Source organism: Bacteroidota bacterium, from assembly GCA_016722565.1.
Lineage (GTDB): Bacteria > Bacteroidota > Bacteroidia > 2-12-FULL-35-15 > 2-12-FULL-35-15 > 2-12-FULL-35-15.
The window spans coordinates 124895-143432 of record JADKIU010000002.1 but is presented as its reverse complement, the minus strand read 5'-3'; the positions used below and the strand labels follow the sequence as shown (position 1 = coordinate 143432).

The following is an 18538-nucleotide window of genomic DNA, read 5'->3' as shown; positions in this document are numbered from 1 at the left end:
TTACTACACCAAACAATGAACTATATAAAATCCATATCGACTGCAGCACTCCTAGCAATTTCGAGTGTTTCTCTCGCTCAGATAGTAGATGCTTCACCGGAAACACAAACCATTTGTTCGGGTGGTAGCGCGAATCTAACTGCGGTGGTAACACCTGGTGGTCCAGGTAGCTTACCTACAACAAGTTATGCTGTAAGTAGCATCGGTTATGCTCCGGGGCCTTATACTGGTGGCACTTTTGTAACACTAACGGATGACTCACAAAGTGGAATATTGCCAATAGGATTTACCTTTTGCTTCTTCGGGAATAGTTATACCAATTTTTATATCGGGTCAAATGGCTGGATTGCCTTTGCTCCTACATCCACAACATTTACATCCGCTCCGATCCCTTCTGTTGCAGCGACTGTTCCAAAAAATTGTATCATGGGACCTTGGCAAGATTGGCATCCAGGAATTGCTGGTGGACCATACATCAACTACCAAACATTGGGAACAGCACCAAACAGAAGATTGGTTGTGTCATGGAATAACTGCCCAATGTTTTCTTGCACCACAACCTTAGGCCGATTCCAAATCATTATTTATGAATCAACAAATATTATTGAAAATCACATTGCAACAAAACCGGCTTGTTTAGCTTGGGCAGGTGGGACTGCTGTGCAAGGAATACACAACGCTCATGGAACCATTGCGTATACCGTTCCTGGAAGAAACAGTACCGCATGGACTGCAACAAACGAAGCATGGCGCTATACTCCAAATGGAGTGGCAACGTACACGATTAACTGGTATGTATTGCCTTCCAATACATTAGTAGGAACTGGCTCACCAATAACGGTTACACCTCCTGCCGGACAGCCGAGCACATCTTATTATGCTCAAATTACAGGAACTTCCGGCTGTGGTGCTACTTTGGCTAGCACAGACACGGTTGTTGTTCTTCAAACAATTGTACCGACCATTACAGCGGGGAATAACGGTCCTATTTGTGCAGGAACAGCCTTAAATTTAACAGCAACTCCGGCTATTCCGGGTGCTACTTATGCATGGACGGGACCGGGTGGTTTTACCTCAACATTACAAAATCCAACAATAGGAGGTGCTACACCAGCCAATTCGGGTGTTTATACTGTAACTCCTACATTAGCAGGTTGCCTTGGAATTGCTTCCTCCACAACTGTTACGGTTAATCCCACTCCTGCAACTCCGGTAGCAGCTGGAACAACTCCGGTTTGTTCTGGAACAGCTTTAAACTTATCAACCACTTCAACTGGCCCATCCTGGAGTTGGACTGGCCCAGGAGGATTCACATCCACCTTGCAAAACCCAACAATTGCTTCCGCTACAGTTGGCGCTACAGGAACATATTCTGTAACGGCTACTTCTGCCGCCGGATGCACTAGCTTGCCAGGAACAGTAAATATTGTGGTGAATCCTACACCCGTTGCGCCAACCGTTGCTAATGTTACAATTTGTAATGGCTTAACAGCAACATTAACTGCAAGCGGTTCCGGAGCGATATACATGTGGTACAATGCGCCTGTAGCAGGAACATTGCTCGGTACAGGTGCAACATTTACTACTCCTCCATTAACAACAACAACTTCTTATTATGTTCAAAGTAATACATTGGGATGTATAGGTCCAATGTCTACTGTTACAGTAACAGTTGCACCAAGTTTGGTTGTAAACGCAGGATTAAATGACAGTATTTGTGCAGGAGGGAATTATACATTGGGAGTAACACCTTCCGGAGCAGGATATACCTATTCATGGGATGCACCGGGAACACCTGGATTTTCTGCAAGTGCCACTCCAAACGTAACACCTGCAACAACCACCACTTATACAGTAACTGTATCAGATGCTTTAGGTTGTACAGGAACTGATGTCGTAACCATCACTGTAGGAACACCTCTAACAATTACAGCATCCGGATCACCAGCTAATTGTTTCGGAGCATGTGATGGAACCGGAACGGTTTCTGCTGCAGGTAGTTTTGGTGGATACGTTTATAATTGGTCAACAGGAGCCACAACAACTTCTGTTAGTAGTTTATGTGCAAATACCTATACGGTAATTGTAACCGACTTATTTGGCTGTACCGTTCAAGATACAATACAAGTAATTGAACCCACATTACTCACACTAACCGGTTCAACAATAACTTCAAACTGTAATCAGCCCGATGGTTCGGCAACTGTTGTGGCAGCAGGCGGAGTTGGTGGTTATACTTATTTATGGTCAGATGGTCAAACTACAGCTACAGCATCTAACTTAATCCCAGGATTATATTGCGTTACTGTGACAGATGCAAATGGCTGTTTTGATAGTATCTGCTTAACGGTTCCAAACACACCAGGTGTTTCAGCAACAATAGCGTCAACAGTTGTTACATGCAACGGATTATGTGATGGTACAGCTACTGTTACAGCAAGTTTAGGAGTAACACCTTATTCCTATTTATGGAATAGCGGACAAACAACTCCGGGAATCACAGGATTATGTCCGGGCTCATACACTTGCACCATCACTGATGCAAGCGGATGTACTATTACAGCAAGTACAACCATTACGCAACCACCCGTTATTTTAATAAACCCAATAGCTCCGGTAACCATTTGTATCGGACAAAGCACTACACTAACAGCAACAGCAACCGGTGGACATCCTCTGGGAGGGTATACCTTTAACTGGATGGCACCTGCGTTTACGGGAGCGAGCAATACAGTATCTCCAATTGTTACAACAACCTATACCGTAATTGCTACAGATACAGCAGGATGTATTTCACAAAGTCCGCAAACTGTTACGGTAACCGTTAACCCTGCATTATCAGTTGTGCCTTCAGCTAACGTTTCAATCTGTCCGGGTGCAAGCACCACACTATCTGCTGTTGCAGCAGGTGGAGATGGAAGTTATACCTATAACTGGATGCCAGGAAGTGGAGCAGCGAGCACGTTTTCTGTTTCTCCGGCTGCAACAACAACCTATACAATAACGGTAACGGATGGCTGTACAACTTTGCCAGCTACAGGAACAATAACTGTAACGGTTTTACCTGTTCCGGTAGTAGCTTTCAGTGCAAACATCACTTCTGGATGTGAACCATTGTGTGTAACTTTTACTGACGCATCAACGGTAGCCGGTGGTACAACAGCTGCTTGGAGTTGGGATTTTGATAATGGAAGTGTGTCTACACTTCAGGCTCCTGCTCCTATTTGCTATAATTCAGGACTTTATGACATCACTTTAACGGTAACATCCAGTGGAGGTTGTACCGCAACAAGCACAATTAACAATATGATTAATGTTTCACCACAACCGGTTGCTGCATTTATTTTCGGACCACAACCAACAAATACTGCAAATCCTGTAATCAGTTTTACAGATCTTTCTTCTGATGCTGTAAATTGGTCATGGGACTTTGGTGATGCTGGAAACTTATATTATCCAAATTCAAGTAATGCAACAAATCCAACACATACCTATGCCGATTCGGGAATGTATTGTGTAACATTAATTGTTCAAAGCGCAGGAGGTTGTGCCGATTCAATTACCAATTGTTTATTTATTGAGCCTGAATATACCTTCTATATCCCTAGTGGATTTACACCGAACGGTGATGGCTTGAATCCGGTGTTTGCTCCCAAAGGCCAAAACATAGACGAATTTACAATGCGAATCTTCGATCGTTGGGGCAATATGATTTTTAATTCTACTTCTGTGAATGAAGGTTGGGATGGCCGAGTTCAAAACAAAACCGAAATTGCCCAACAAGATGTGTATGTTTACAATATTGAAGTAAAAGACAATCTTGGTAAAAAACACAAATACATTGGTACTGTTACGATTGTGAAATAATTGTTTGTTTGAATTAAAATTTTAAATGTCCAGAGTTTTTCATCTCTGGACATTTTTTATTTAATATTGTACGATGCTTCGAATAGCGCTATTATCAGATACACATAATTACCTGGATCCAAAAATCTTTAAGTACTTCGACTCCTGCGATCAGATTTGGCATGCGGGTGATATTGGAACAATTTCGGTAACCGATGAGCTCTCCAAAATAAAACCCGTGGTAGCTGTATACGGAAACATTGACGGACAAGATGTGCGAAAAGTGCATCCGTTGAATCAGATTTTTATGTGTGAACGAGTTAAAGTTTTTATGACACATATTGGTGGATATCCTAACCGATACTCAATGGAAGCATTAAACGAAATCAAAGAACATCAGCCTCAATTATTCATTTGCGGTCATTCACATATTTTAAAAGTAATGTATGACGACAAACATAAATTGCTTCACATTAATCCAGGAGCGGCCGGAAACCATGGATTCCATGCCGTAAAAACGATGGTACGATTCACCATTGATGGCGAAAAAATTAAAGATTTAGAGGTTGTTGAGCTCGGAAAAAGGGCATAAATTTTATTTATTATCCCTTGTATATTAAAATTTCTTCGTATTATTGTAGTGCGTTTCGCTGTTATGTATTCTCATAACAAAGACAATCAAAAAATTTATCGAATAAACACATTTATTTCATACTTCTATCCTAAACAATCAATCATTCGAATTGATGTATTAACCTAACAAACAAACTATGTACGACATTATTGAATTAAACAACAAACTTGTTGGAGAATTAAGAGACATTGCAAAAAGCTTAAATATCCCAAAATTTGAAGCTTTAAAAAAACAAGAGTTGATTTATAAAATATTAGATCAGCAGGCCATCACACCCGGCACAACACCTGAATCTAAACCTTCACATACTAAATCCGAAGAACGTGTACTTCGCCCTAGAAAAATAAAACCTGAAAATACTGACACTACTCCAAAAGTAAAACTAGACGAGCCGGCAACCATTTTTAATGACGAAGATTTTAATTCTCACAAAAATGATAGCACTGCAACTTCAAACGATACGCCTCCAATTGTTACAGAAACTGTTAACGAAAATTCATCTGAAGCGGTCACCAATCAAAACCAAAATCAAAACGAGCAACAATCTGCTCAAGAACAAACAAATCACGACAGCACCAACGGGAATACGGATAACAGAGACAATCAAAACCGATCCAAATACAACAATGCTCGTCAATCTGATGTTTATAATTTTGATGGAATTGTTTCGAGTGAAGGCGTTTTGGAAATCATGCCCGATGGTTATGGTTTCTTGCGTTCATCGGATTACAACTATTTAAATTCACCGGATGATATTTACGTTTCTCAATCGCAAATCAAATTATTCGGTTTAAAAACCGGTGATACAGTAAGAGGAACCATTCGTCCTCCAAAAGAAGGAGAAAAATATTTTCCATTAATCAAAGTAGAAAAAATCAACGGCCGCGAACCTGCATTTGTGCGTGATCGAGTTCCTTTTGATTACTTGACTCCATTATTCCCATACGAGAAATTTAACTTGACTGGGCATCCGCAACAAAATCTATCATCTCGTATTGTGGATTTAGTAACGCCTATCGGTAAAGGGCAACGTGCTTTGATTGTTGCACAACCGAAAACCGGTAAAACCGTTTTATTAAAAGACATTGCCAATGCCATTGCAGCAAATCATCCGGAAACGTATTTAATCATTTTATTGATTGATGAACGTCCGGAAGAGGTTACCGATATGGCACGAAGTGTAAAAGCAGAAGTAATTGCTTCAACATTTGATGAACCAGCTGATCGCCACGTAAAGATTGCAAACATTGTTTTGGAAAAAGCAAAACGTATGGTAGAATGTGGTCATGACGTTTGTATTCTATTAGATTCGATTACACGTTTAGCACGTGCTTACAATACAGTACAGCCAGCATCCGGAAAAGTATTATCCGGTGGTGTGGATGCAAATGCATTGCATAAACCTAAACGTTTCTTCGGAGCTGCTCGTAAAATTGAAGGTGGTGGTTCATTAACCATCATTGCGACAGCATTAACGGAAACAGGTTCTAAAATGGATGAAGTTATCTTTGAAGAATTTAAAGGAACCGGTAACTCCGAAATTCAATTGGATCGTAAGATTGCAAACAAACGTATCTATCCGGCTATCGACATTGTGGCTTCCAGCACCCGTAGAGATGATTTATTGGTGGATAAAGAAACACAACAACGTGTTTGGATATTACGTAAACATTTGTCGGATATGAATCCGGTAGAGGCAATGGAATTTATGAAAGATAGAATCAAGAACACTCAAACAAACGAAGAGTTTTTGATTTCGATGAATGGATAAAAATAATTTCAAATTAAGAATCTGAAACATTGTCTTGTTAAGTATGAAAATTGGAATCAGCGTTAAATTAGGAATTATAGCCGGGCTTATCAATTGTATTGCATGGTATGCATTTGCAAAATCTCTTGGATTTTATTCTGTTGAAGTGTATATCTACAGAAATTATGTAACCTTAGGCGTATTAATTACAGGTATATTTTTAACAATTTTTCTTACAAAGAAAGGCAATCAAGGCTTTTTAGAATTCAGCGAAGGGCTTAAGGCAGGAGTTCTCTACAGTTTAATGCTAGCAGTGGTTATTGGAATCTTCAACTACCTTTATTTTAAATTTATTACTCCTGATACCATCGACTTTTTTTTAAGTGAAGCTAAAAAATCTGAATTCGCAAAGACTCTTACCGGAGATGAATTGAATAAATTTTTAGTTGAGGAAAGAAGCACATTCAACTCTTTTAAACTCGTTCCTCCGATACTGTTTTTTGGATTAATATCATCTCTATTAGCCAGCGCTATTTTCAGAAGAAAAAATCCGGCAATTTCTGACAGCGAGAATTAATAGCATCCAACTCCGTCTTGAACGAGATTGCTTCACTTCGTTCGCAATGACGCTTCGTTATAAGCGTATTAAAAATCAGAATTTCATTGCGAGGCACGAAGCAATCTCTTCCTTGTGTGACCAGTCTCACCAATCTGCAGATCATATGTCGGGGCAGGGCATTACGTTACAAAAGACTATTGAGGTAAAAATCTTACTTCACCACCTTTTCTCCTAATACTTTAAAATCAATCCCATCAAAATTACCGGAACTCATCATTAATAAATTTTTGTTCTCAAAATTCATTTTCAAGAGTTCTTCTTGCAACACTTGTGTATTGGTAATAACCCGAATATTGTTTCCTCCAAATGCGTCTTTTACTTGTGCTTCAGATATAGGTTTTAGTTTTTTATGTTCAATTGTATGTTGATTGAAATACACAACCGCTTCGTCTGCTAACTCCATGGAACCGTTGTATTCCTTTAAAAACTCTTCTGTTAAACTGCTGAACGTATGCAATTCCATACACGCTATTAATTTACGATTTGGAAATTGTTTTTTTACCGCTTGTGTAGTTGCTTTCAATTTAGAAGGGGAATGTGCAAAATCTTTGTACATGGCCGTTACAGCATTCCTTTTCACCAATTCCAAACGTTTTGCAGCTCCTTTGAAACTTTGTATGGCTTCGTAAAATTGTTCGTCTGATATATTCAACTGGTTACAAACTAAACGTGCACCGTTTAGGTTCATTAAGTTATGGTCCCCAAAAATGTTTAGTTCATAGTTGTTGGTTGTTGGTTGTTGGACAGTTAAAATGGTAATTCCGTTTTCTATTTTATGCTTTGGAACTGCATATGGAAACTTCTTAATATCTGGACGAGCAAGCTCACAAACCGCTTTTACTTCATTGTCTAATTCACAATAGACAAGGCTTCCCTCCTGCTCTATCTGATTCACAAAAATTCGAAACTGTTCTACATAAAAATCAAATGTGGGAAAAACATTGATGTGATCCCAAGCAATCCCACTTAAAATAGCAATATTTGGTTTGTATAAGTGAAACTTAGGACGTCTGTCAATTGGTGAGGATAAATATTCATCTCCTTCAATTACGGCAATCTTTGCTTCTTTGGTCAGCTTCACCATTGTATCAAATCCTTCGAGTTGGGCTCCTACCAGATAATCACAATCAATCTTATGAAAATTCAAAACATGTAAAATCATGGCCGTAATAGTTGTTTTGCCATGGCTTCCACCGACAACCACTCTGATCTTATCTTTTGTTTGTTCGTAAATGTATTCAGGATAGGAATAGATTTTCAATCCTAATTCCTGAGCTTTTATCAATTCGGGATTATCAATACGAGCATGCATTCCCAGAATTTCGGCATCCAAGCCCGAATGAATATTATTAACATCCCAACCTTCTTTTGAAGGTAGCAGATTTAGTTTAGCGAGGCGAGTTTTGGAAGGTTCAAAAATCTCATCATCTGAACCTGTCACTTTAAAACCTTTTTTATGCATGGCAATAGCCATATTGTGCATGGCACTTCCGCCTATTGCAATTAAATGTACGTTCATTGTTTTGTTTAAAGTTTAAAATTTAAAGTTGAAAGCCGACTTTAACTAGGAATAAACTTAGCGAATGAAATGATTGGTAAGAAATATTAAACCGGAAGTTTTAAACAGAAAAATGTTGAACAGCTACTTCTTCAACCTCGGATCCAAGGCATCGCGCAATCCTTCACCTAAAAGGTTATAGATCGTAACGGTCAGAAAAATGGCTAATCCGGGGAAGACAACCAACCACCAGGCGCTGAATTGTTCTCTTCCTGCATTGAGCAATGAACCCCAGGTAACAGTTGTTGGAGGAACACCCACGCCTAAAAAAGACAAAGAAGATTCAATTAAAATGGCCGATGCGACTCCAAATGCTATGGCGACCAAAGCTGGAGCCAAAGCGTTGGGTAAAGCATGTTTGAACATAATCCGAAATTCGTTAAACCCCATCGATTTTGCAGCTTGAATGTATTCGAGATTGCTGATGCGAAGAAATTCAGCTCGCGTTAACCTTGCGATACCTGTCCACGTAGTGAGTCCAATAATCACCATTACATTAATCATTGATTTTTCTTTTGCGATGGCGGAAATTGAAATAATTAAAATCAACAACGGCATGGATATTAAAATTTCAATTGCTCTGGAAACAATTGAATCCACGGGAATAAAAACAGGAGTACTTAAGAAAGAAATTTTCCCAATTTGTTTGCCCAATAAATAAAAAAGAAACGCAACCAAGCAAAAAATAAAGATTGAAATCAATAGTTGAACAAGAACGGCAAAGCCTGAAATTGCAAACGCATCGGTAATGTTGTAAGAACGCACTGAAAACCCATAATAATAAGCAAAGACAATTCCAATCACCATTGTCCAGAAAGAACCTCTTGTGGTTTGTAATTTTTTATCTCCATAATATCCAGCCATAGCACCCAAGAATATCCCTAAAATGGAAGCAATCGTCATGGAAATAAGTCCGATGCTTAAAGAGATACGAGTTCCATTCACCAAGCCCGAAAGCACATCTTCGCCTGCCTTACCTGTCCCCAGCCAATGCTTAAATTTTAATGGCATCGGCAGTTCATTGCCTTGTTTGTCAATAAAAATTTGTTTTCCATTCGGGGAAACATAATCAGCATTGTCGTAATCTGTTTTATCGGGAGCGTACGCAATGGGATTTATCTCACAAGAATTAGAAAATGAAAATGCTGGAAACATTGTCACCCCTTTATAATTACAATATAGTGGCTGATCTGTGGCGATGATGGGCGAAAGCAATGCAACGATTGCTAGAAAAATTAAAATTTTGTACGAATAATAAGCAGGTTTATTTTTTTTGAATTGTCGCCAAGCAAATTTCTTAAAATTAACTTCTCGACTTCGCTCGAAGTGACTGGAATCTGAAATTGTGATATTTATTTCTTGCTCTTCCATCATTTATAAGAAATTCGTGGATCAACAAGCGCATACAAAATATCAGAAATCAAATAGCCCACCAACGTTAAAAAACCGGTGATGGTAAGAATGGCAATAATCATTGGATAATTATTGTTGTAGATGGCATAAATTGCTTCGGAGCCCATGCCTGGAATTGTAAAAATACTTTCAATTATTACAGAGCCTCCGATAGCTGCAGGAAAAACATTCGCAAAAACAGTAATAATGGGAAGCAATGCATTTCGAAACCCATGTTTCCAAATTACTTTATTCTCCGACAGGCCTTTTGCACGAGCTGTTCGAATATAATCCTGACTGACCACTTCTAGCATCGAGACACGCATCGTGCGAGATAAAAATGCAAAAGAACTATAGGTGTAACAAATCGCAGGAAGAATAATGTAGGGAAAAGAGATTTTCACCATCTCCCAAAAAGAAGCTCCGTCAGGATATCCCAAAGCAGGTTTAACTCCGGATGCCGGCAACCATGAAAGCACATCTGTATTTGCAAAGGTCATCAACAGCAATGTTGCCAACCAAAAGGATGGCATTGAATAGAGCAAAAACAAAACAATAGACGATGTTTTATCAAACCGAGAACCACGTTTTGAAGCGGCTCTTACTCCAATCGGAATACTCACTAAATAGGCTAAAACAACAGATAACATAGAAAAAAACAAGGACCACCCTATTTTAGAATAAATTACATCTGAAATGGGTTGACGAGTAACATAGGATGTTCCAAAATCACCGTGCAGCAGTAATCCTTTCGAAAACTTTCCTCCATCACCGAATAGCCAGCGGTGGTATTGATTTTTAGTCCCATAAAAAGCAATACGAGGAATATAGTTTTTCCAAACACTTGCATTGCTTTCAAGCAAAGAAAAATCGTGTTTTACTTTTTCGAATCGCGGTTTGAAGGATTCTAAGAAAGGGTAAGCAGCAAGCAATGTTTTAATTTTATTCAGCTTTACCTCTATTAGAGTTTTTTCATGAGTGTTTTTTAAAGCAGTGGCTTCCGACTTCAACTGATTCAATGTTTCAAGTACCTTATTTTTATCGTATTGTTTTAGTTGATTGCTGTCGGGAACAAACGAAATTTGAGAAAGGTAAAATGTGTTTAAGGAACGATGGTAGTTTTGAATCTCTTCCCAGTTACCATAAATGGAAATCAAACGATCCAACGCTTCTTTTTCATTTTTATCAATGATTCGGTAAAGTGTATCGGGGCGTGAAAGAGAGGTTAATGAGAAATAAAATACGGGAAGATCCAAACCAAGTTTGGCGCGCCATCCTTTTTTTTGTTCGATGATACTTACTGATTGAGCTCCCATATCTCCACCAGCACTCACAGACTGAACCATCCGCTCAACCGCATCGCCAGGAGCATTTACACTGATGATGAACCCTAAAAGTGTAATAGCAACAAGCGTGGGAATAAAAATAAAAATACGTTTTACAATGTATTGAAACATATCGGTATCAAAAGAAAATATAGTTCTGTTTACTCTTCGATTTCGTAATTCCATTAATTTGGAGTTGCCGACATTTTCATAGCAGAACCCGCTCCGGACAATAAACGCAAATTACTCAACCAAACACCGGGGCGTTCAAAATACATCTCCTGATTGCCAAAACGTTTGTGAATAATGTTTCTTCTAAGTCCTGCAAACATAAAAATGTAGGGCTGTTCATCATACACAATTTCCTGAAAACGTTTCATCATCGGAATTGATTTTGTTGGATCAAGTGTATATTTTATAGAATCAATCAATGCATCCGTTTCAGCATTTCCGAAACCTGTAAAATTCGATCCATTGTTTGTCCAGGCAGAGGTATGCCAAATCTGCGTATAATCTTCCGGAAACACATTCCCTGCCCAAGAAGCAATGAACATATCAAAATTATGGCTAGCGGCTTGCTCTACCATCACAGAAGGATCTAGAGGGTTGAGATTCGCAACAACTCCTGCTTTATACATTTGCTCAGAAATCATTTTAGCTGCATCTTTCCATTCAACGGAAGTTGTAAAATAACTCAAGGTAAATTCCATTTTTACTTTTTCGCCATCAATCATTTTATCACGAATCTGATCACCATCTGTATCTTTCCAACCAGCTTCATCCAACAGTTTTTTTGCAGCTTCAATATCAAAAGGAATCAATTTTAAATCGGAATTGTATTGTGGTTTTAAAAAGGAAACCGGTCCAACAATTCGCTTGTTTTTATTTTTATTACTGATGCGATTCATGTCATCCAAAGGCGTTAACAAAGCCATGGCTCTTCTCACCTTTTTATCGACAAATAATTTTTTATGTTTAACACCATCCGGTTTCATATTCATAGCTACGTAGCCATAGTTATAGGTATCGGTAAAGCGTGAGTTGTAATTTTTATTAAAGGTGCTATCCGTTTGGAGCTCCATCAACGTTTTATTCGAAAGTGATGTTGATGCATCCAATGTTTGTGCTTTAAACTCAAGCATTTGAGAATTCGGCTCTTTATTCAATTTAAAAATAATCTTATCCGGATAAGAGGCATAATACATTTTATCCATTCCTTTGGTCCAGTGATTTTCTTTTTTCACCAAGGTGATACTTTGTCCAGGCTCCCATTTTTCCATTCGATAAGCACCGGCTCCTACTGTATATTTAGGATCACGGCTGTACTTTGCATCGTTAAACTCGGTTGCCCAAGCAACAAGGTCTTTATGAGCATCCGCTTTGAATGTTTTATCATTAAATTGAGCAAATGTATAGTTCGCTAACACGTTTTTAGGATCAAAAAAGGTACGTTGCATAATCGGAAATTCGGCTAAAAAGCTGATATTCTGGATATATTTCTCCTTCATGATTACTTTAAACATTTTAAGATTCGTTTTGTCAGCAACAATTTCGACCATATTCTCTAAATATGACTTCGCGCTAGGGTTGTTTGTTAACGGGCATTTATTAGCTTTAAAGGTATAAATGATATCCTCTACCGAAAGTGTACTTCCATCGTCAAATTTGATATCGTCACGCACTTCATAGGTATATTCTTTTCCGTTTTCAGAAACAACAGGCATGTCCTTTACCGCAATAGGGCGTAAAGTAAGGGTTTGAAAATCGGTTCCAATGATATAGACTTGCGTATAACCCATGATTTCGCCACGATATACCATAATTCCATTGGTTGGATGCATTTCATCGGGTTCACCTACAACATTGTAAACGAGGGTATTTTCTTTTGACCAAGAGGGCAAAAAGGTGGTTGCATCTTCAATTTTTATGTATTGCGTTTGATGAGCGGAGATGCTTTTATCATCCCCATTCGTATCGGTGTTTTCAGAAGTTTTATCGCCACCACAGGCGGTAAACAGAAGAAAAAGGGAGCTGATTAATAAGAATAGTATCCTATTATTTGTTGACATATCAAGCGATTTTAGTAGTTAATAACGAATGTATTACAAATATAACACTCAAGCGTTACAATTTCGTTAAAATATTAGCGAAATGGTTAAAAATAGGTAGAGCGGTAAATAAGGAAGTAATATGAAATTTTTGTTTTGGAATAGGAAATCTTTTTTTACATTTGCATTCCTTTGAAAAAAGGGTTCGGAGAGATGCCTGAGTGGCCGAAAGGAACAGTTTGCTAAACTGTCGTACTGGGAAACCGGTACCGAGGGTTCGAATCCCTCTCTCTCCGCCAAAAGCGATTGACAAACAAAAAGCTATTTTTTTGTTTGTCAGATAAAAAATAATAGTACATTTGCATCCGCTTTACAGTTCTTTAATAATAGTTCGGGGCGTAGCGTAGTTGGTTATCGCGCCTGGTTTGGGACCAGGAGGTCGCAAGTTCGAGTCTTGCCGCCCCGACAACATAAATGGTTAATGGTTATTTGTTATATCTTACTTATAACATTCATCATTAACCTTTTTTTTTCATCAAAAATTGACCCCATAGCTCAGCTGGATAGAGCAACGGTTTTCTAAACCGTAGGCCTTTGGTTCGAATCCAAATGGGGTCACTTGGAAGCCACAATTTGTGGCTTTTTTTGTTTAATCTCACTCACGCTGATTTATCTAAACAACTGATTTTTATCAGCACATTCTATTTTTCATTTTTAGTTTTTGTTAAAAAAAACGCTTAAACATCCCTCAAACAAGAATAAACCAGCCAACTCAAATTAAATCGCCCCCTATCTTCTTGACTTTTTATATGACTTTCGTCAAGTCTGATTTTCATCAGTTCTTTTTTTTGTTTCGACAAATACATTTGTTTCAACAATAAAATTGAACAATTATGGAAGCAAACAACACAAAGTTCAATCACGAATAGATGAAGGCGAATTTGTTGAACCCAAAGACGACATGCCGGATGCCTATAGAAACCATCTGATTCGCCAAATGTCGCAGCATGCACATTCCGAAGTTATTGGCATGCAACCAGAAGGAAATTGGATTAGCAGAGCACCTAGCTTACGTGCCAAACAAATTTTATTAGCTAAAATTCAGGATGAAGGCGGACATGGATTGTACTTATATAGCGCAGCTGAAACCTTGGGCATCACCCGCTCCGAAATGATTAATCAATTGCATTCGGGCAAAGCAAAATATTCCAACATTTTAATTATCCCGCATTAACATGGGCGGATATCGGTGCGATTGGATGGTTAGTAGACGGTGCTGCCATCGTAAATCAAATTTCTTTACAACGTACTTCTTATGGTCCATATAGCAGAGCGATGGTTCGGATTTGCAAAGAAGAAAGTTTTCATCAACGTCAAGGATATGAAATCATGGCCAAGATGATGAAAGGTACAAAAGAACAACAAGCCATGGCACAAGATGCGATGAACAGATGGTGGTGGCCTGCATTAATGATGTTTGGGCCACACGACAGCGATTCGCCTCATTCATCAGATGCTTTCAAATGGAAAATCAAACGAGAAGGGAACGATGAGCTGCGCCAAAAGTTTATTGATAAAACTGTACAACAAGCAGAAGTAATCGGATTAACCATTCCTGATAAAAGAACTAAAATGGAATGAAAAGAAAAACATCTACGATCACGGTGAAATTGACTGGAATGAATTTCAAGGTGATTAATGGAAATGGACCTTGCAACAAACAACGAATGGAACATCATATTAAATATCATGAAGAAGGTGCTTGGGTAAGAGAAGCAGCAGAAGCTTACAAAAAAAGAAAACTTAATATAGAAAATTTAACAACCGCATAATTCTAAAAACCATGGCAACAGATACACAACTTGATCTTTGGGAAGTATTTATCCAACCAAAATCTGGAAACAGATATGCACACGCAGGAAGCATCCATGCATCCGACAAAAAAATGGCCATCCAAAATGCGCGTGACATCTATACACGCAGAGGAGAAGGAACCAGCATTTGGGTGGTGCCTTCCAATTGCATCATTGCATCCAATCCGAATGATGAAGACATGTTATTTGAACCTTCAAATGATAAAGTATACAGACATCAACTTTTTTATGAAATGCCGAAGGCGCTAAAAATATTTAATCATGAAAAACCAGAAGCACTTTACGATTATGCCTTGCGACTAGGCGACAAACTCATTGGTACTTGGGCATCGTTTGGCTGAACTTGTAGCAAAGGCCCCATCTTGGAAGAAGACTTGGCACTTACAAATATGGCATTGGATCATATTGGGAGAGCTCAAGCATTTTAGGATATGCAGCACAGGTTGAAGGAAAAAACAAAACAGCAGATGACTTAGCATACAAACGTGGGGAGCGATCATTCTATAACAATCTGATTATGGAATTACCTGATAAAGATTTTGCTTCAACGATTGCTCGCCAATTAATTGTTTCGGCATTTGAGTTTTTTTTATATACAGAATTGATGAAGAGCAAAGATGAAACTATTGCCGCAATTTCTGCTAAAGCCGTAAAAGAAGTGAGATATCATTTGGCACATTCCAGCGATTGGACCTGCAGATTAGGCGAAGGAACAGAAGTAAGTCATACAAAAATGCAACGTGCCATCAATGATGTTTGGATGTTTACTGATGAATTATTTGAGATGAATGAAGTAGATAAACTACTTATTAAAGAAGGTATTGCTGTTGATTTAGATAGCTTGAAACCTCAATGGTTGAATCACATAAAAGAAGTGATTGAAGAGGCGACATTGGTGCTTCCTGAGTCAGACTATATGCAAACAGGCAGTAGAAAAGGTATTCACACCGAATACCTTGGACATATTCTTTCAGAAATGCAATATTTACAACGCGCATATCCAACAGCACAATGGTAATAGCTGTCTATACAAAAGAAGATATTTTTCGATATTCTTTCCACAATTCCAGACCCGGAAATTCCTGTAGTGAGTATCCAAGAAATGGGAATGTTAAGAGATGTAATTTTATCTGAAGAAGGTTGGGAAGATATTATTACCTGCTTATACCGGTTGTCCAGCTATGGGAATGATTGAAGAGGATATCAAACAGAACCTAAAAGAAAAGGAGTTGCTGATGTAAAAGTAAAATTGGTGTATGCACCGGCATGGACAACTGATTGGATGAGCAATGCAGCGAAAGAAAAAATGCGCAAATATGGAATTGCCCCTCCGGTATCCGTTGCTTGTAATAAATTACATGCCTTCGGAAAAAATGAATTCGTAAAATGTCCACACTGCAATTCAGCACAAACAGAATTAATCAGCATGTTTGGTTCAACAGCTTGCAAAGCATTGTATAAATGTGAAAAATGCAAAGAGCCATTCGAATATTTTAAATGTCACTAAAAAAATAAATTATGCCAGTATATCAATCAATAGGACATGTTCCAAAAAAGCGACATGTTGTTTTTCGTCAAAAAGATGGTAGTTATTTCATGAGGAATTATTTTGGAACTGAAGGGTTTTCAGGGACATCCTCTTTGGTTTACCATTTAAATCCTCCTACAATGGTGAAAGAAATGGGTATCCCTATTCTGTTCGACCGAGATTGCCATTGAAGATAATTTGAGAGCTATGAGTTTTCAAAGTTTTGATGTTGCACCAGAGTGATTACATCAAAAGTAGAAAGATACTTTTTGTAAACGATGATATGGCCATTGGAATTGCTGCTCCCTCCGCTTCGATGACCAGTATTTTTACAAAAATTCAGATTCAGATGAATTGATTTTTGTTGATAAAGGTTCCGGCACATTACATTCGATGTATGGTGTTGTTGATTTTGAATAGGGGATTATTTGGTTATTCAAGAGGAACCGTATATCAAATGAAATTTGACACCCCCGAAAATAAATTATTAGTAATTGAATCCCAGGCCAAGTTAGAACCCAAAACGTTATCGGAATGAATTCGGACAAATGCTGGAACATTCTCCATTTTGTGAACGCGATTTAAAATTACCTCATTCCCTTGAAACCCATGATGAAATGGGAGAATTTTCAGTTCGCATAAAAAAACGCGGATTGATTTATCCGTATGTCTATCAAACACATCCTTTTGATGTTGTTGGGTGGGATGGTTACAGTTATCCATACGCATTTTCAATCTTTAATTTTGAACCAATAACTGGACGCATTCACATGCCTCCTCTATTCACCAAAATTTTGAAGGCCGAGGGTTTGTTATTTGTTCATTTGTGCCCCGTTTATATGATTACCATCCGGATGCCATTCCTGCACCTTACCATCATAGCAACATTGATTCGGATGAATTGCTATATTATGTTGATGGTGATTTTATGAGTCGCAACAACATTGGTAAAGGGCAAATCACCTTGCACCCCGCAGGGATTCCTCATGGCCCACAAAACTATGATTATAGTGGAGAAAAAGTATTTGAAAAAGCTCAAGACTTTTTACCAATTAACGGAACCGATTATGTTGAACTATATGTAGGTAATGCAAAACAAGCAGCACACTACTATAAAACAGCATTTGGTTTCCAATCTTTAGCGTATAGTGGATTAGAAACAGGAGACAAAGAAAAACATCCTGTTTTCGTTCAAGATAAAATTCGTTTGTTCTCACTACTCCATTCAACCCGGACAGTGATATTTCTCACCACATTCGTAAACATGGTGATGGTGTAAAATTTATCGCATTATGGGTGGATGATGCGCGCAAAGCATTCAATGAAACTGTAAGTCGTGGTGCCAAACCATACATGGAACCAACCGTTTTCAAGATGCTTCCGGAGAAATCGTAAAATCCGGTATTCATACTTATGGTGATACGATTCATTGTTTATAGAAAGAAAAAATTACAAAGGAGCATTTATGCCAGGCTATGTAAAATGGGAATCGGAATACAATCCCGGAACCTGCGGATTAAAATATATCGATCACATGGTCGGAAATGTGGAATTAGGCGAGATGAATAATGTTGCAAAATTTTATGAAGAGTATTTACTATTTCAGAAATGCGAAAACGTGGAGTTGAATTCCTACATGTTCCCGGCAGTTACTACGATACAGTAAAAGACAGGGTTGGAATTATTGAGGAAGATATGGCTACTCTTAAAGGGTTAGGAATTATGGTTGATAGAGACGAAGAAGGATATCTACTACAAATATTTACAAAACCTGTTGAGGATCGCCCTACGCTATTTTTTGAAATTATTCAACGTAAAGGAGCAAAATCGTTTGGAAAGGGAAATTTTAAGGCTTTATTTGATCAATTGAAACAGAACAAGAGCGCAGAGGCACATTATAATTAGAATACATCTTGATTCCAAGCGATATCATGCCAAAACATGATATTCGTCATAATGATATG

The 18538-nt window shown here is 38.3% G+C and carries 14 protein-coding genes, 3 tRNA genes and 3 pseudogenes; 15 read left to right on the top strand and 5 right to left on the bottom strand.

The features are described from left to right. Positions 1–15: 15 nt before the first annotated feature. The 4 genes from IPP64_05960 (at position 16) to IPP64_05945 (ending at position 6807) form a co-directional block, all read left to right on the top strand. Positions 16–3867, top strand: a complete 3852-nt coding sequence (locus IPP64_05960; GenBank protein ID MBL0328955.1) for a gliding motility-associated C-terminal domain-containing protein — start codon at positions 16–18, stop codon at positions 3865–3867. A 73-nt stretch (positions 3868–3940) separates the two neighbouring features. Further along, a complete protein-coding gene (locus IPP64_05955) occupies positions 3941–4438 on the top strand; it encodes a metallophosphoesterase family protein (protein ID MBL0328954.1) in 498 nt (165 codons plus the stop codon). 178 nt (positions 4439–4616) lie between these two features. Beyond that, on the top strand, positions 4617–6251 hold the full coding sequence (gene rho, locus IPP64_05950; protein MBL0328953.1) for a transcription termination factor Rho: 1635 nt from the start codon (positions 4617–4619) through the stop codon (positions 6249–6251). Between the two features lie 43 nt (positions 6252–6294). After that, the gene (locus IPP64_05945; GenBank protein ID MBL0328952.1) at positions 6295–6807 is read left to right on the top strand and encodes a DUF4199 domain-containing protein; all 513 of its coding nucleotides are present in this window, start codon (positions 6295–6297) and stop codon (positions 6805–6807) included. A 193-nt stretch (positions 6808–7000) separates the two neighbouring features. Here IPP64_05945 and IPP64_05940 read toward each other — a convergent pair whose 3' ends face one another. The 4 genes from IPP64_05940 to IPP64_05925 form a co-directional block, all read right to left on the bottom strand. Next, entirely contained in the window at positions 7001–8368 is a 1368-nt protein-coding gene (locus tag IPP64_05940) for a peptidoglycan synthetase (protein MBL0328951.1), read from the bottom strand. A gap of 123 nt (positions 8369–8491) precedes the next feature. Then, the gene (locus tag IPP64_05935; protein MBL0328950.1) at positions 8492–9778 is read right to left on the bottom strand and encodes an ABC transporter permease subunit; all 1287 of its coding nucleotides are present in this window, start codon (positions 9776–9778) and stop codon (positions 8492–8494) included. Beyond that, positions 9778–11310 carry an ABC transporter permease gene (locus tag IPP64_05930; GenBank protein ID MBL0328949.1) on the bottom strand — a complete coding sequence of 511 codons (1533 nt, stop codon included), beginning with the start codon at positions 11308–11310 and terminating at the stop codon, positions 9778–9780. The genes IPP64_05935 and IPP64_05930 overlap by 1 nt, the downstream gene beginning before the upstream one ends. Beyond that, complete coding sequence (locus IPP64_05925) at positions 11310–13193, bottom strand: hypothetical protein (protein ID MBL0328948.1); 1884 nt, start codon at positions 13191–13193, stop codon at positions 11310–11312. The genes IPP64_05930 and IPP64_05925 overlap by 1 nt, the downstream gene beginning before the upstream one ends. Before the next feature lie 186 nt (positions 13194–13379). On the opposite strand from IPP64_05925, the gene IPP64_05920 reads away from it, so the two are divergent. The 9 genes and pseudogenes from IPP64_05920 to IPP64_05880 all read left to right on the top strand — a co-directional run bounded on the left by IPP64_05920 (position 13380) and on the right by IPP64_05880 (position 17853). Continuing rightward, positions 13380–13471: transfer RNA gene (locus IPP64_05920), tRNA-Ser, on the top strand. 93 nt (positions 13472–13564) lie between these two features. Continuing rightward, positions 13565–13638: transfer RNA gene (locus IPP64_05915), tRNA-Pro, on the top strand. 78 nt (positions 13639–13716) lie between these two features. Further along, positions 13717–13790: transfer RNA gene (locus IPP64_05910), tRNA-Arg, on the top strand. A gap of 343 nt (positions 13791–14133) precedes the next feature. Next, a pseudogene (gene paaA / locus IPP64_05905) lies at positions 14134–15004 on the top strand (1,2-phenylacetyl-CoA epoxidase subunit A). Positions 15005–15015: 11 nt separating this feature from the next. After that, positions 15016–15387, top strand: coding sequence for a 1,2-phenylacetyl-CoA epoxidase subunit B (gene paaB / locus IPP64_05900; GenBank protein MBL0328947.1), 372 nt, complete (start codon positions 15016–15018; stop codon positions 15385–15387). Positions 15388–15405: 18 nt separating this feature from the next. Continuing rightward, a complete protein-coding gene (locus IPP64_05895; GenBank protein ID MBL0328946.1) occupies positions 15406–15474 on the top strand; it encodes a hypothetical protein in 69 nt (22 codons plus the stop codon). Beyond that, positions 15441–16064: a phenylacetate-CoA oxygenase subunit PaaC gene (gene paaC, locus IPP64_05890; protein ID MBL0328945.1), complete on the top strand. Its 624-nt coding sequence runs from the start codon at positions 15441–15443 to the stop codon at positions 16062–16064. Before IPP64_05895 ends, paaC begins: the two co-directional genes overlap by 34 nt. 84 nt (positions 16065–16148) lie before the next feature. Beyond that, positions 16149–16553, top strand: a pseudogene (gene paaJ / locus IPP64_05885) (phenylacetate-CoA oxygenase subunit PaaJ). Between the two features lie 11 nt (positions 16554–16564). Next, a pseudogene (locus IPP64_05880) lies at positions 16565–17853 on the top strand (homogentisate 1,2-dioxygenase). Here the strand turns inward: IPP64_05880 and IPP64_05875 are convergent. Continuing rightward, the gene (locus IPP64_05875; GenBank protein MBL0328944.1) at positions 17822–18004 is read right to left on the bottom strand and encodes a hypothetical protein; all 183 of its coding nucleotides are present in this window, start codon (positions 18002–18004) and stop codon (positions 17822–17824) included. The pseudogene IPP64_05880 and the gene IPP64_05875 overlap by 32 nt on opposite strands. A gap of 35 nt (positions 18005–18039) precedes the next feature. Here IPP64_05875 and IPP64_05870 point away from each other — a divergent pair, with 35 nt between their 5' ends. Continuing rightward, positions 18040–18240: a hypothetical protein gene (locus tag IPP64_05870; protein ID MBL0328943.1), complete on the top strand. Its 201-nt coding sequence runs from the start codon at positions 18040–18042 to the stop codon at positions 18238–18240. Continuing rightward, entirely contained in the window at positions 18183–18479 is a 297-nt protein-coding gene (locus IPP64_05865) for a hypothetical protein (GenBank protein MBL0328942.1), read from the top strand. Before IPP64_05870 ends, IPP64_05865 begins: the two co-directional genes overlap by 58 nt. Positions 18480–18538: the final 59 nt, after the last annotated feature.